Origin of the sequence: Bacillus sp. AFS077874 (genome assembly GCF_002566505.1) — a bacterium.
GTDB lineage: Bacteria > Bacillota > Bacilli > Bacillales > Bacillaceae_G > Gottfriedia.
Window position 1 is genome coordinate 1 of sequence record NZ_NUYF01000020.1, and the last position, 14,267, is coordinate 14,267.

Annotated in this window: 16 protein-coding genes and 2 pseudogenes; 17 read left to right on the forward strand and 1 reads right to left on the reverse strand. The window is 30.1% G+C overall.

Translation table 11 applies throughout. From position 1 onward, the window contains the following. Nucleotides 1–187: 187 nt before the first annotated feature. From COJ46_RS17995 to COJ46_RS18040, 10 genes and pseudogenes are all read left to right on the forward strand, one after another. Nucleotides 188–556: a YxiJ family protein gene (locus COJ46_RS17995; protein WP_097975305.1), complete on the forward strand. Its 369-nt coding sequence runs from the start codon at nt 188–190 to the stop codon at nt 554–556. Between the two features lie 68 nt (nt 557–624). Beyond that, nucleotides 625–924, forward strand: coding sequence for a hypothetical protein (locus tag COJ46_RS18000; protein WP_286133506.1), 300 nt, complete (start codon nt 625–627; stop codon nt 922–924). A gap of 161 nt (nt 925–1,085) precedes the next feature. Next, nucleotides 1,086–1,577 (forward strand): hypothetical protein, encoded by a 492-nt coding sequence (locus tag COJ46_RS18005; RefSeq protein ID WP_141540904.1) that lies wholly within the window; start codon nt 1,086–1,088, stop codon nt 1,575–1,577. Between the two features lie 29 nt (nt 1,578–1,606). Further along, nucleotides 1,607–1,867, forward strand: a complete 261-nt coding sequence (locus COJ46_RS18010; RefSeq protein ID WP_097975310.1) for a hypothetical protein — start codon at nt 1,607–1,609, stop codon at nt 1,865–1,867. Nucleotides 1,868–2,153: 286 nt separating this feature from the next. Further along, nucleotides 2,154–3,332, forward strand: a pseudogene (locus COJ46_RS18015) (GTP-binding protein). A gap of 135 nt (nt 3,333–3,467) precedes the next feature. Continuing rightward, nucleotides 3,468–4,472: a permease gene (locus COJ46_RS18020; RefSeq protein WP_098566160.1), complete on the forward strand. Its 1,005-nt coding sequence runs from the start codon at nt 3,468–3,470 to the stop codon at nt 4,470–4,472. Between the two features lie 9 nt (nt 4,473–4,481). Continuing rightward, nucleotides 4,482–5,231: a TIGR03943 family putative permease subunit gene (locus COJ46_RS18025; RefSeq protein WP_097975315.1), complete on the forward strand. Its 750-nt coding sequence runs from the start codon at nt 4,482–4,484 to the stop codon at nt 5,229–5,231. A gap of 211 nt (nt 5,232–5,442) precedes the next feature. After that, nucleotides 5,443–6,402 (forward strand): metal ABC transporter substrate-binding protein, encoded by a 960-nt coding sequence (locus COJ46_RS18030; RefSeq protein WP_097975317.1) that lies wholly within the window; start codon nt 5,443–5,445, stop codon nt 6,400–6,402. Between the two features lie 73 nt (nt 6,403–6,475). Continuing rightward, a complete protein-coding gene (locus COJ46_RS18035; protein ID WP_097975318.1) occupies nt 6,476–7,180 on the forward strand; it encodes a metal ABC transporter ATP-binding protein in 705 nt (234 codons plus the stop codon). Continuing rightward, a complete protein-coding gene (locus tag COJ46_RS18040; protein WP_098566161.1) occupies nt 7,126–7,956 on the forward strand; it encodes a metal ABC transporter permease in 831 nt (276 codons plus the stop codon). Before COJ46_RS18035 ends, COJ46_RS18040 begins: the two co-directional genes overlap by 55 nt. A gap of 36 nt (nt 7,957–7,992) precedes the next feature. Here COJ46_RS18040 and COJ46_RS18045 read toward each other — a convergent pair whose 3' ends face one another. Then, a complete protein-coding gene (locus COJ46_RS18045) occupies nt 7,993–8,448 on the reverse strand; it encodes a hypothetical protein (RefSeq protein WP_098566162.1) in 456 nt (151 codons plus the stop codon). A gap of 370 nt (nt 8,449–8,818) precedes the next feature. On the opposite strand from COJ46_RS18045, the gene COJ46_RS18050 reads away from it, so the two are divergent. The 7 genes and pseudogenes from COJ46_RS18050 (at nt 8,819) to COJ46_RS18080 (ending at nt 13,927) form a co-directional block, all read left to right on the forward strand. Next, nucleotides 8,819–10,210 carry a PepSY-associated TM helix domain-containing protein gene (locus COJ46_RS18050; RefSeq protein ID WP_098566163.1) on the forward strand — a complete coding sequence of 464 codons (1,392 nt, stop codon included), beginning with the start codon at nt 8,819–8,821 and terminating at the stop codon, nt 10,208–10,210. 99 nt (nt 10,211–10,309) lie between these two features. After that, nucleotides 10,310–10,690: a hypothetical protein gene (locus COJ46_RS18055; protein ID WP_098566164.1), complete on the forward strand. Its 381-nt coding sequence runs from the start codon at nt 10,310–10,312 to the stop codon at nt 10,688–10,690. Between the two features lie 238 nt (nt 10,691–10,928). Next, nucleotides 10,929–11,589: pseudogene (locus COJ46_RS18060) on the forward strand (hypothetical protein). Nucleotides 11,590–11,873: 284 nt separating this feature from the next. Beyond that, the gene (locus tag COJ46_RS18065) at nt 11,874–12,113 is read left to right on the forward strand and encodes a hypothetical protein (protein ID WP_098566165.1); all 240 of its coding nucleotides are present in this window, start codon (nt 11,874–11,876) and stop codon (nt 12,111–12,113) included. Nucleotides 12,114–12,290: 177 nt separating this feature from the next. Beyond that, entirely contained in the window at nt 12,291–12,536 is a 246-nt protein-coding gene (locus COJ46_RS18070; RefSeq protein WP_097975331.1) for a cytoplasmic protein, read from the forward strand. Nucleotides 12,537–12,621: 85 nt separating this feature from the next. Beyond that, on the forward strand, nt 12,622–13,149 hold the full coding sequence (locus tag COJ46_RS18075) for a hypothetical protein (protein ID WP_097975333.1): 528 nt from the start codon (nt 12,622–12,624) through the stop codon (nt 13,147–13,149). Nucleotides 13,150–13,318: 169 nt separating this feature from the next. Then, nucleotides 13,319–13,927, forward strand: coding sequence for a hypothetical protein (locus COJ46_RS18080; protein WP_097975334.1), 609 nt, complete (start codon nt 13,319–13,321; stop codon nt 13,925–13,927). Nucleotides 13,928–14,267: the final 340 nt, after the last annotated feature.

Consider the following 14,267-nt stretch of genomic DNA (forward strand, 5'->3'; position numbering starts at 1 on the left):
TTCTTATTTTGTGATAATTTACCAAATGAAAGGGAAAAACTTCTGATTTTGGTATTTAACTAACGCATGCATTAGTTGAACAATATGATCGGCTCTTTAGCCGATTTTTTTGTGGAACTAAATGGCAGTTTAGTTTCATAAGAAAGCGTATTATAATATCTAAAAAGACAGATTATTCGGAGGTAAAATGGAAGATATTTTAAAGCAATTAAATGTTATTAAATATAAATTGGATAATCCATTCCCATATAGAGATACAGATAAAATACAAGATGATTTTAGAAAAGAGTTTTTAAATTTATCTGAAGATGATGATTGTCTAACTGGGGATATTAATACTTACTGTATGAATATAGCTGGAACCTTAAGTTATGTATTATCTGGAAATACAAATAAGATACCTAAGTATCAGATTGAGTTTTTACATAAATCTTTTTTTGAATTCTTTAAACAATATAGGTTTTTTGAACATAAAATTAGCGATTATCAAGATTTCTTTGAGGAATATAACAGTTATGAAGAAACGAGAAAATTATTACTAAAATTATTAAAGTAGAATTTTTTTCTTATGCAACTAAAGCAGTGCGTTAGTTCAAGATTAACTTTTCTTGAAAGTGGTGAATTATGAAAGAAATTTGGATTGAAGCTGAAGCGTGGTCAAATGGATATGATATTTATGACGAAAATACTGATGTGAAAGTAATATTCGAAGATGATACTGAAGGAGTTGCGACCTTTATTACATATAAAAATATTTTGAGTTTAAGAGAAAAAAACCAAGCTACTGGCGAGTGTCTAAATGGTAAATATTTTTGGGCAAGAGATATGTTATTGATAGAAGATATAAGTCGTAAAACTATAACAGATGTTGTTATTCAACTTTTAAAAGATGATGAATTTTGGTCAGTCTTTAAAAAATGTTAATTAGAATGAGCTTATAAAACTAACGCATGCATTAGTTGAAGAACACGAGCTGCTTATATGCGGCTTTTTTTATTCAACAAAATGGCAGGATAGTTGAATAAGGAATTGAATAATTTATGTTGAATATTTATATAAAAAAATGGTTTTTTAAGGAGAGTAAAGTGGGTATTTTAAATTTATTAAATGCATTAATAAGCTTAGCAATTATATGTTTAATAGCGTTTCTTCTATTTAAAATTGCCAAAAAAATAATGGTATTTATAACAAATAATTCGTCCGTTTCAAAAAGAAAAACTGCAGAGTTAAAAAAGGGTGATGGTATTGACATAATGCAGATGGAGGTAATAATGTATTGCCCTTATTGTAAAGAAGAATTGAATGTTAAAAACGGAGAATTATATTGCAAAGATGGAGAAAGTTATTTTTCAAAGCATATCGAAAAAGTTTTTAATGAAAAAATAGGTAATTCTAAAAAGACAAAAACACTTATATCCACCTCTGGAAATAGTAAAGAAGGGCTTTTCTTTTGTGTGAATTGTGGAAACAAAATGATGAAGATTGAATCTATGCATGAAATTTGCCTATGTTGTGGTTTTGAGATAACTAAAGGCATGTACTATGAAATTATTGAATTAAACCCTCACAAAAAATGAAATATTTTTCATAATACTGGAGGTGTAGAATGGAAAATAATAAGAAGTACGCTTATAAAGTATTAATATATCAAGCATTTGTAGATATAAAAAATAATGCTACTCAGGAAGAGGCTTTCCATATTGCCTACGTATTCCACAATCTAGCGCTCCTTCTGGTAAAAGATTTTGAAGGAATGAATGAAGCTGAATTTTGGGGTCGAATAAACTTTCTTCAAAAAAAACTTGGTGTAAAACATTATAAAGAATTGTTTGAAAGTGCCTTAGCAAATGAAGAAAAGTTCTTTTAATTAGAGGGGATCAATTGAACTAACGCATGCGTATGTTGAACAACACGATCGGCTGAAAAGTCGATTTTTTTGTTCAGCTAAATGGCAGGATAGTGGAATAAGAAATAAAAAAATATAGCATCTGTAAATAAACTGATTAATGTTATATTTATGTATTTGTAGAAGCAACAGCTTCTATTTTTTTTCTTGCAAAACGTAATTAATACGGTTTATAATAATTAACGATTGTTATAATTCGTAATAATTACGTTTTATTTCATTATGATTATTATTAGGAGGGTTATTAATGAAGGTGCCAATTACTGTATTAAGCGGATTTTTAGGATCTGGAAAAACAACTTTATTGAATCATATATTGACTAACCGTGAAGGCTTAAAAGTTGCAGTTATTGTAAATGATATGAGCGAAATCAATGTAGATGCTCAACTTGTAAAAAATGGAGGATTTTCACGTACAGAAGAAAAGTTAGTGGAAATGTAAAATGGGTGCATTTGTTGTACGTTAAGAGATGACCTGATGAAAGAAGTTGAAAGATTAGTAGATAATGGTGGAATTGATTACATAGTAATTGAGTCTTCGGGTATTAGCGAACCAATTCCAGTCGCACAAACGTTCACTTATGTGGATGATGAGCTAGGGATTGATTTAACTAAAAAAACTCGTTTAGATACAATGGTTACGGTTGTAGACGCAAATCGTTTTTGGGATGACTATTCTTCAGGTGAAACATTATTAGATCGTAAACAAGGGACTGATGAAACAGATATTCGTGAAATTGCAGATTTGCTTCTTGAACAAGTTGAATTTGCAGATGTAATTATTTTAAATAAAATTGACCGTATAGAAGACCAGGATGTAAAAGAATTAACTGCATTTTTTAAGAAAATTAATGCACAAGCAAAAATTATACCCGCATCATTTTCAAAGATTGATTTAAAATCTGTACTGAATACACATCTTTTTGACTTTGATAAAGCTAGCCAAGCAGCAGGTTGGATTAAAGAATTAAATGAAGAACATATTCCAGAATCAGAAGAGTATGGTATTAGTTCGTTTGTTTATCGTCGTAAGATACCGTTTCATCCAGAAAGATTATTCTCATGGTTAGAAAATTGGTCAGTAAACATTGTAAGAGCAAAAGGATTCTTTTGGTTAGCAACTAGAAATGATTCAGTAGGAATGCTATCACAAGCTGGATCCACGATTACAATTCAAGGTGCTGGAGAGTGGATTGCTACATTACCTAAAACAGAACAAGAGGAGATGAGAAGAGAAGATCCATTGTTAGACTATAAGTGGGATGATAATTTTGGTGATCGAATGATTGAACTCGTTCTAATTGGAATTGATATGAATCAATTAGAGATTGAGAAGTCACTTGATATATGTTTGTTAACAGAAGAAGAAATGGAAACAAATTGGAATGAATTTAATGATCCAATGCCAGAATTTGTCCAAGCTTAAACATATGAATTTACTATTAAATCAAGAAAACTAAGTTTACGTTAGATAAAACTTATTGATTTTTAATGGTTGGACGAGCATATGTCTGTTTCGTATAGAATATATTTCACTATAAAAAATTATTTGAGGTGATGTATGGTACGGAAAGTTGGACAAGAAGTAATAATTTTATTGGTACTATTTTGTTATTTATTTTGTTATATATTTATTGATTTTACGAATTTATCGTCTTTATTTCATAAAGCACCTAAAGAACTATTAAATATGAACACGATATTTATCAGTTTATTTTTAGAAGCCCTTCCATTTGTATTAATTGGAATCATTGTTTCTTCAATTATTCATGTTTTTGTAAAACCAGAGACGATTAGTAAAATTCTTCCTAAGAATGCTTTATTGGCATTTATTCCTGTTGCTTTAATTGGAATGATCATGCCTGTATGTGAATGTGGTATTGTACCCATTGTCAGATCTTTGCTTAAAAAGGGTATGCCTGCGTATATCGGGATTGTTTTTCTTAGTAGTGTACCAATCATAAATCCAATTGTATTTACGTCAACCTACTATGCATTTCAATCGAATTCTCAAATGGCATTTTTAAGGCTAGGGTTAGCATTTATAGTTGTTCTACTTATTGGGTTTTTCACTTTATTATTTTATCGAAATAAAAATGTACTAGTAGAAACTTTGGAAAAGCACGAGAACCATAAACATGTTCACCATATTCATTCAAAAACAAGTCGAATAAGTGAAGTCATTTCTCACATTAGTAGTGAATTTTTCTCAACATGCAAATTTTTAATTATCGGTGCATTAATCACAAGTGTTTTTCAGACTTTTCTTGATCGAAGTGTGTTAATACATCTAGCGAATCATACGAATCTATCAAGCATTGTTATGATGGGATTAGGATATTTCTTATCTTTATGTTCTGGATCTGATGCATTTATAGCTGCATCTTTTTCAAGCACATTTCATGTGAAATCTATTCTAGCGTTCTTAATATTTGGAGCTATGATTGATTTGAAAAATACATTTATGATGTTTGCATATTTCAAGAAAAGATTTGTATTTTTATATATATTCTTAACTGCAAGTGTCGTATTTGTAGTGACGTCGATTTGGAATTTATATTGGTGAGGTGAATAAATGTCTTCTTTTCAAAATCGATTACGCTCTGTGTTTTTCTTCGGGATTGTTCTAATGCTTATGAAGCTTTTAGTTTCAGGAGATATTCAATATTTCATTGCACCAAAGATGGTGAAATTCACAATCATTACTTTAGTTGCCTGTATACTTATTGGATTAATTCACTTCTTTGAATTGCTAAAAGAACATCATACTTCATGTAATTGTTGCTCGAATCAAAAAAATAGGACTTTAAGTTTAGTAATTTTAATCAGTATTCCAGTTATAACAAGTAGCTTATTTTCAACAAATGTACTTGGAGCAAGTATTGCTTCAAAAAGAAGTATTTCTTATAGCGAAAATATAGTAAAAAAACAATCCAAAAAAATAAAGGTAAAAGATAATGGCTCGAAATTCATAAAAGTTGATGATTCGATGTATGGACATATTATTTCAGATGTACAGGATAGTGTAGATCATTATGTAGGTAAAAAAATATCTTTTAATGGTTTTGTATATCGTGATAAGCAAACAAGAAAAAATCAGATTTATGTATCGCGTTTCGCTATTACCTGTTGCGTAGCTGATGCTCAAGTGTTTGGGTTGATGGTTGAGGGAAAAGAGGTTTCAGCATATAAAAATGATCAGTGGGTAAACGTAACTGGTACAATTCATAAAGTGAAAATCGGAAAATTTTATGAACCTATTATTCAATTAGAAAAAATAGTAGAAATAAAACCACTAAAAGATCCATATGTTTATTTTGATTAGGAAAGTTTAATTAATTTTTAATCAGAAATACATTGAAAACGTAATTGTTTCGTTTTAATATTAAGCGTACTCTACTTGCTTATTTTATGGTAAGTATCTATTTTTGCTTAGTAAATCGTAATTATTACGTTTAAAAATATAAAATAAATTCTAGAATTAGATAGAAGGGCGGTGCACTTACAGTAAAATATAAATTTTACTGTTTAGTGATATGAAAAATATAAAATTAAGATCGTTATTATCAATTAGTATTTCCCTCTTTTTATTAGCAGGATGTTCATCTAAATCGATTTCTACTTCGAATAAATCAAAGGAAAATGAATCTAAAAAAATTAAAATAGTGACTACTTTTTATCCTGTTTATGAATTTACTAAAAATGTTGCAAAAGAAAATGCCGATATTAAACTATTAATTCCATCATCAATTGAACCCCACGAATGGGAACCAACACCAAAAGATGTTGGAGCAATTCAGAATGCTGATTTATTTATCTATAATAGTCCATATATGGAAACTTGGGTTCCAAACATTGAAAAAAGTTTAAGTAACAAAAAATCATCATTTATAGAAGCAAGTAGCGGAATATCTCTGATTAAAGGAAAAGAAAATGAAGAAGAACAAGGTAATAATAACCATTCCGAACAAATGGATCCACATGTGTGGTTAAGTCCAGTATTAGCTCAGAAGGAAGTTCAAAATATAACAAAAGCTCTTATTAATGTTGATCCAGCACATAAAGAGGAATATAAAAAAAATAGCGATGACTATATTAAGAAGTTACAGGCACTTGATGACCAATATCGAACAACATTAATGAATATGAAAAATAAAGAAATTATTACGCAGCATGCAGCATTTGGATATTTAACAAAGCAATACGGTTTAGTTCAAGTACCAATTGCTGGTTTATCTCCATCGAATGAACCAAGTCCATCAAGATTAGCGGATCTTAAACAATTTGCAAAGAGTCATGATATTAATACAATCTTCTTTGAGGAAGTGGCTTCTCCAAAAGTAGCGAATACTCTAGCAAATGAAGTTGGTGCAAAAACAGCTGTCTTAAATACACTTGAAGGTTTAAGTGAAGAAGAACAAAAACAAGGAATTGATTATATAAGCGTTATGGAGAAGAACTTACAAATATTAAAAAAAGTATTAGAAAATAAATAGTAATTAAGTAAAAAGCGTGTTCCTACTTAGTGTCACGCTTTTACTTAATTAAGAAAGGAAATGAAAAGAAACTATGAGTTTAATCCAGTTAAAAAATGTCAAATTTGGTTATAATCATACTTCCGTTATAGATAATGTAAGTTTTGAAGTAAATAGAGGGGAATTTATTGGAATTACAGGTCAAAACGGTGCATCTAAATCAACTCTTTTAAAACTAATGCTCGGTTTATTAAAACCATGGAGTGGTGACGTTCAAATTAAAAAAGATGCAAATAATGAGCTGATAAAAATTGGATACGTGCCACAACAAATCGCTTCATTTAATGTAGGGTTTCCAAGTACAGTAATTGAATTGGTGAAATCGGGTAGATTTAATCAAAAAAAATGGTACGAAAAAATGAATAAAATAGATCACGAAATAATTAAGAATGCACTAGTAATGGTAGGTATGTGGGAGTATCGACATCATAAAATTGGTTCATTGTCTGGGGGACAAAAACAAAAAATTTGTATTGCTCGTGTATTAGCTTCTGAACCTAATTTATTAGTTTTAGATGAACCTACTACTGGAATGGATAAAGAAAGTAGAGAAAACTTTTATCAATTTTTGGGTCATCAAGTTAAAAGGCATAATCGAACAGTCGTTATGGTGACTCATGAAAAAGAGGAAGTTGAACAATATCTTGATAAAATCATACATCTAGAGAAAGGAGAACATGGCTTATGGAGATGCTTAACCTTGAATTCATGCAACGGGCATTTTGGGTTGGTGGATTAATCGCGGTAATCGCACCAATATTAGGTGTATTTTTAGTTTTAAGAAGACAAGCCTTAATGGCAGATACACTATCTCATATTTCTCTTGCGGGTGTTGCAATTGGTTTTTTTATTCATGCTGATTTAACATTATCCAGTATGTTAGTAGTGGTCATAGGAGCAATTGCAATTGAGTATATGAGAAGAGCATATCTATCATATTCAGAAGTATCGATTGCAATCCTAATGGCAGCAGGACTGTCACTTGCTCTGTTTTTAATGAGCATTAGTGCAGGAGGGATGACGACGAATGTAGAACAATACTTATTTGGATCAATTGTTACTGTTACTCAGAAACAAGTCTATTTGATGGTTGGAGTGACAATCGGCGTATTATTCTATTTCTTATTGTTAAAAAGACCGCTATTTTTAATGACTTTTGATGAAGATACTGCCTTTACAAGCGGGGTAAATACAAATTTATTATCTTTAACGTTTAGTGTATTAACAGGTGTTGTCATTTCAGCTATTATTCCTACAATTGGAGTGTTACTTGTTTCCGCACTACTTGTTCTCCCTGCTGCATTCGCGATTCGAATTGCGAAGGGATTTAAATGGGTTCTTTTATTAGCGGTATTAACAGCAATTTGTAGTATGTTTGTAGGTTTAACATCTTCATATACATTGGGAACACCACCAGGTGCAACAATCACTTTGGTATTAGTGATCATATTAATAGTGGGTTTTATTATTCAAAATATGGTTTTTCAAATTAGAAGAAAAATAGTTAACCAATGATAACAATTTAATTAATACAAAGCTGCTATGTTTATCTTATCTACGATTTAAGACCTCGTACTTATTTACTAACTTATAGTAAAAATAAATAAGCAAATATGCTACAAAATAACTTACGGATGTCCAATAAATATTCCATCCATTTCTATATATTACTTGATGTTTCACATGTCCTAACAGTTCAAATAATGTTGTGGAAACTGTGAAAATTATAATGGCTAAATATACCTTTAATTTCTTATAATATATAGAAATAATAAATAAACACGTTAATATTGGATATATTCCTAAATCAAATGGTAAGGCAGATAATGATAATTCATTATATGAATGTTTTAATCTCCAAAAGTAATTAAAACCTACCGTATTTATTAAGAAGGCTATTGCTATTCCAATCGGTACAAAAATAATAATTAATTTTGGCATTTTTATAAATAAGTAAACACCTAAAATCCAGGGTATGATGAATCCAATTATTATATATAGAAACATTTATATATCTCCTAAAGAGGTTTTATTTGATTGAACATATTCCGAAATTATTTGATAATTGTATTATATTAATAATCTTTAACGCTACTCGTAACATATGTGTTCCATTCGATGAAGGGCTTTTTAAGCAGAACTATAAAAGTAGCGAATTAAGGAGTAGGTATGGAGAATTAAATGGAGAGCGAAGCTCGTAGAAAGTGAGAAACAGAGGATCTTGTGAAGGATTCTCTTTTTTTTGTAATTAATATTTACCACTTCTATCAAAATTATCAAAGTGAATTTTTAAAACTTCATTAAAACTTCATTAATTTATCACAATTGGAATTTATACTTTCACAAGTAGATAAAAATTATTGAGGGGTAAAACCAAATGGAGATAAATATAGGACTAAATTCTGTTCAAACTGAACAAGTTTCTTCGAAAAAGACATCTCTTTATAAAGCAATTTGGAGATGGCATTTTTATGGAGGGATGATTTTTGCACCAATCTTAATTCTGTTAGCGGTTACAGGTTCTATCTATTTATTTAGACCTTATGTTGAACCAATGTTGGATCGAGATTTACATTTTGTTCAGCAAGGTACGAAAGAACTTACACCCAGCTTACAGTTAAAAGCTGTAAAAGACAAATATCCTAACGATTCAATTTCTTCTTTTACAGATGTGAAAGATCCAAAGCGGTCAACTGAAATTGGAATTATGAAAGGTGAAGCTAGTTATACAGTTTTTGTCAATCCATACACAGGGAAAGTATTAGGTGAACTTCAAAATGATAAACGCTTAATGGAAATCATCGTAAAACTTCACGGTGAAATTATGGTTGGTAAATTAGGGGATAATCTTGTTGAATTATCTGCATCATGGGCAATTATTTTATTAGCAACAGGATTATATTTATACTTCCCACGTAATAAACAATCATTTTTAAGTATTCTTCGTATTCGCATGAGAAAAGGGTCACGTGTGTTCTGGAGAGATTTACATGCAAACACTGGATTTTGGATGACAATTTTCTTGATAGTTCTAGTTTTATCAGGATTACCTTGGGCTAGCTCTTTTGGTGAAAGACTAAATACATTCGTAACAAAAGCTAAGCTTTCAAATGCACCTGAGCATCTATGGGATGGTAGTATTCAATCAACAAAGATAAATAAAGATGTAGCCAAAACACCATGGGCAGCCGAAAATATTCCTGTTCCAGAATCAGTGTATAGCAATAAAGGAATGTTACCGATTGAAAATGTAGTTAAAATTGCTGAACAAACAAAAATTTATCCTGGATACACAATTTCTATGCCAGAAGGAGATAAAGGAGTTTACTTAATATCTACTTACGGATGGGCAGCGGGTAGCGTAAAAAATTATGTAACGATGGATATTGATCAATATAGTGGGAAAACACTACTTGATTATCGCTGGAAAGATTACAGTACGTTTGATAAAACAGTTGAAACAGGGATAGCTTTACATGAAGGACGATATTTTGGCTGGGCAAACTTAATTATTAATTTGATTGCATGCTTATCACTTGTATTAATCGTAGGAAGTGGAATCACTATGTGGTGGAAGCGCCGTCCAACAGGAACAGTTGGGATTCCAAAAGCAAGTGAAGGAAATAAATTCTATTTAGGTGTTTTATTGATTTCAGTAATTTGTGGACTTTTAATGCCAATGGTTGGTATATCAATCTTTGTAATAGGTTTAATTGAGTTTATAGTTAAATTTATAAAAAAGATAGTTCAACAACCTGGAATGCAATAAAAATAAAAATTTATTACTGAAAGTTGCTAAGCTTACTATTATAAGTTTGCTTAGCTTTTTTAGTAATAAAAAAACAATAGAGATAAATAGAGGTGTATTATGAAAATAATAAATAGCTTAATAATTTTATTGTTAGCTGTAACAATTTTTTACGGATGTGGTAAGTCAGAAGAAGCAGCAGTCTCAAACAAATATTTAGATAATATAATTGTCACTCTATCTGATCAACCAACATCCAAAGATTCAGAACATAGCTATGAGGTAACTTTAAAAAATAACGAGAATGAATTAGTTAACGTTGATTCAGTGGAAATAATTTTAAAAATGAAAAGTATGAATCATAAAGTAGATGCTAAGTTAAAGAGAGTCTCAAAAGGTGTTTATAAAGTAGAATTACCTATGGATGGTTCGTGGGACAAGACAATTGTATTAAAACAAGAGAAATTTGTTCGTAAAGTGAATGGGGTAACTTTAAAATAAAAATTTAGTACCAAAAAAAGTAAAGCACTATTACTATTTAGGGCTTTACTTTTTTTATTGGATAAAAATATCTTTATGTATGTGATAAAACCCTATTCAACTAACGCAGTGCTTTAGTTGAAGATCACGAGTCACTTTTGTGACTCGTTTTTTATTAAACAAACTGGCAGTTTAGTTGCATAAGAGATATGGTAAAATGTAGTTAATATTAAAGCCAAAAGTGAAGGGAATGCGGTATATGTGCAAGTTAAATTGGGACAGAAATCAACTTTGGGAAGGCTGTATTTTAGCTTCGATAGCCCATGCAATTATGGTGGCTCATATCCTGATATTTCTCATGAACAATCTTGGGATGGTTTAATTATAGTGTTCAAGATAGCTCTGGTACGCGTGGCACTATAACTTTTCATCCAAATTTTTTAGTAGGTGCTTTCAGAAATGAAAATAGCGAAAGGGCATTAGAGTACATAAATGCTATCGAATATATTAAGGATGCACCAGAAAAAGCTAAAGAAGTAGCATCAGAAGAAGCTCTTCTATATTTATTAGATGAGATTGACGGGAAGACAGTCCCAGTGATAACAACTGCATTTTGGGGAAATCTTGATGAAATATACTCGCATGATACATATGAGGATTTTATTAAAAATGGCGGATTCCTTTTTGAAAGACAAATTGATAATATGGAAAATGCTATAAATGAGTGGGAAGAAGAATATGAAATGTCTGAGACTCAAATAGTCCTACTAAAATCCATTTTCAAACGTAAGATTGAAAATCCGACTAAAGAAATCGTATTAAGTGAAAAAGAAATTCAAATGATTGGGTCAGAAGATGAAGAAGGTCTAAGTGAAAGTAGAATTTCATTTGAAGAACTTGGTATCACGTGGAAGTTATAAAATTTATTATTTAACTTATTATGAAATTTTCTTATATAACTAACGCATGCTTTAGTTGAACAACCAGATCGGCTGAATAGTCGCTTTTTTTATTCAATAAAATGGCAGGATAATTCAATAAGAAAAAATTGGATTTGTAAAATTTTACATAAAAGATTATGGTTACTATTAGTAGCATTATGGGAAATTTTAAGAAGTATAGCTAATGGCATAAATAAGTTATACAAGGTTAAAGAAAGTATTGAATGTTGATTTAAGAATTAAAACAGAAGGATGTAATAATATTGAATTTAGAAATCGTACATATAATTGGTGCAATTTTTGGTTCTGTTGTAATGGGTTCTTTCTTTGGAATTATCGTATACTTTTATGCTAAGAAAAAACATTTTAAAAAGTTAGGTAAAAGAGGTTTTTTTAGTTGTTTAATCGCTAATATACTTTTGGGTATGTATTTATCAATTCCAGTATTTTTAATATTCATATTCTTGATTTATAGAAAAACTAAAAAACAAGATCAATCTTAATTTCTAATGTAAAGATAAATAACTTATTTGGATGTTTATTCAACTAACGCATGCGATAGTTGAAGATCTCGAAAGGCTGTTTTACAGCCTTTTTTGTGATTTTTGGCAGTTTAGTGCAATAAGAAATGGTAAAATAAAAGTGTTTATATTTTTATTTATACTTAAGGAGAATTCATTATGGATACACAGTTTGATAAAGCACATCGGTTTAGTAGTCATCATAGAAATGAATTAGAAAAAGACAAATTATGTGGTTGTTTTTACTGTTTAAAAATATATAGTCCGTCAGAGATTAAAGAATGGTGTGATAATGAAAAAACTGCAATATGTCCATATTGTGGAATAGATTCCGTTATTGGAGAAAGTTCTGGATTCCCTATTACAGAACTGTTTCTAAAAGGAATGCATAAGGTATGGTTTTAAATTATTGCTCAACTAAAGCATGCTTTAGTTAATTAGGAACAACGGTTGTTTAAGAGAGAAATATAGTAGAAGGGACAGTCATAGAATGTGTGTGGATCTAAGTAAAGATACTGCGAAGATAATTGTTGAGATGATCGATTCAGGATTAATTGGCTACAAACACTACTATTTATGGTGTGATTCAATTATTGAGTCTTTAGAAAATCCACCTGTTTGGATTTTAGAATTATCTGTAACTAAAAACTCAATGAATGCACGGGAGATCATTTCTGAATATGCTTATTCTGATTTAGAAACATTAAGCCCCGACTATTATATAAAATATAATAATTTCCATTTAGCATGTCTTTATTTAAGATATAAAGACAATGAATTTTCTTGGAATACATTTTTATTAAAATCAGGTGATTATTCTGATGGTTGTTTTAATTGTAAGATCGATTGTGTGATATTTTATGAAATGTTAAACATATATGAAAAAAGTTTGCAATCAGTTGATTTAAGAAATGAACAAATTAATGAAATAGAAAAAATATTAACTGATGAAATTAATGAGTTAATGGAGATTTATAAAGTATTCCAACGCTATTATTCAAAGTATATAAACCATTGATTAATTGAATCTTATTGAACTAACGCATGCGTTAGTTCGTTAACATTTTGGAGCTGTGATCGGCTCTTTTTTTATTCAACAAAATGGCAGGATAGTTGGATAAGGATTTTTAACAAATTTACCAATATTTGGGTTATAATTATTGCTACTAAGGTTATAGGAGGAAATAATGAAAAAGATTATATCCACAACAATATTAATTTTGCTAGTATTTTCTATGAGTGCTTGTACTAATAACCCAAAATCAAACAATGCTATTTCTGAAGCTAAGTTGACAAAAAGAGAAAAGGCAATACTTTCAACAACATCGGATAAATCTTTTGTTTATGACTTCAATGTTAAAAGTAATTACAAGGAATTATCTGTTTGGATTGAAAAATATGAATTTGGTAAATTAGTTGGAGATAAGATAGATCATATTACTTCTGGGATTAAAGAGGATGGCTCAATTATCTTTACAACTTCTAAAACACCTAATAATCAAAATCAATCTCTGTTTAATATCAGTATTAATAGTGATGGTTCAACAGATATAGTTAATCAGTTGGAAACGACTTTTAAAGATGGATTAGAAGGCGTTACTAGTATTTCGGGAAGCAACCAAACAGAAAACAACCCTATTAAAAATAATATAGTCTTAGCTAGCATTTGTTATAAAAAAGAGGGAAATCGTATGGATTCGCTTACTGATGATTTTTATAGAGATGTGAATAAACATATTGATGAAATAAGAGACTATGATGTTGTCTATTTACTTAGAGCTGAGTTTATTAAATAGGTGGAAGTATTACAATAAAAAAAGACGGTCTAAAATTAGAGGTTCTTGTTACTATGTTATTTAACTAACGCACTGCGATTCTTCAATAACGAAGGATCGTTTTTTTATTCGCGTGCCCAGTAAGCCGTTAATTGCTAACTGGTGAAAGTCCAGTCTAGGTAAGAACCAAATCGCCTAGTAGCTAACAGGCAACTGGTGGAGAAATCCTAAGGTTGAAGCCCTGTGATAAAGTAACTTCCTTACGGAATTACGAGCAACTTTACAGGTTGTAACATAAAGTGAATCCTGCCGCCTCGTCAAAAAGAACCTCAAAAGAGGAAAAAGAGAAGTCGAGCTTGGG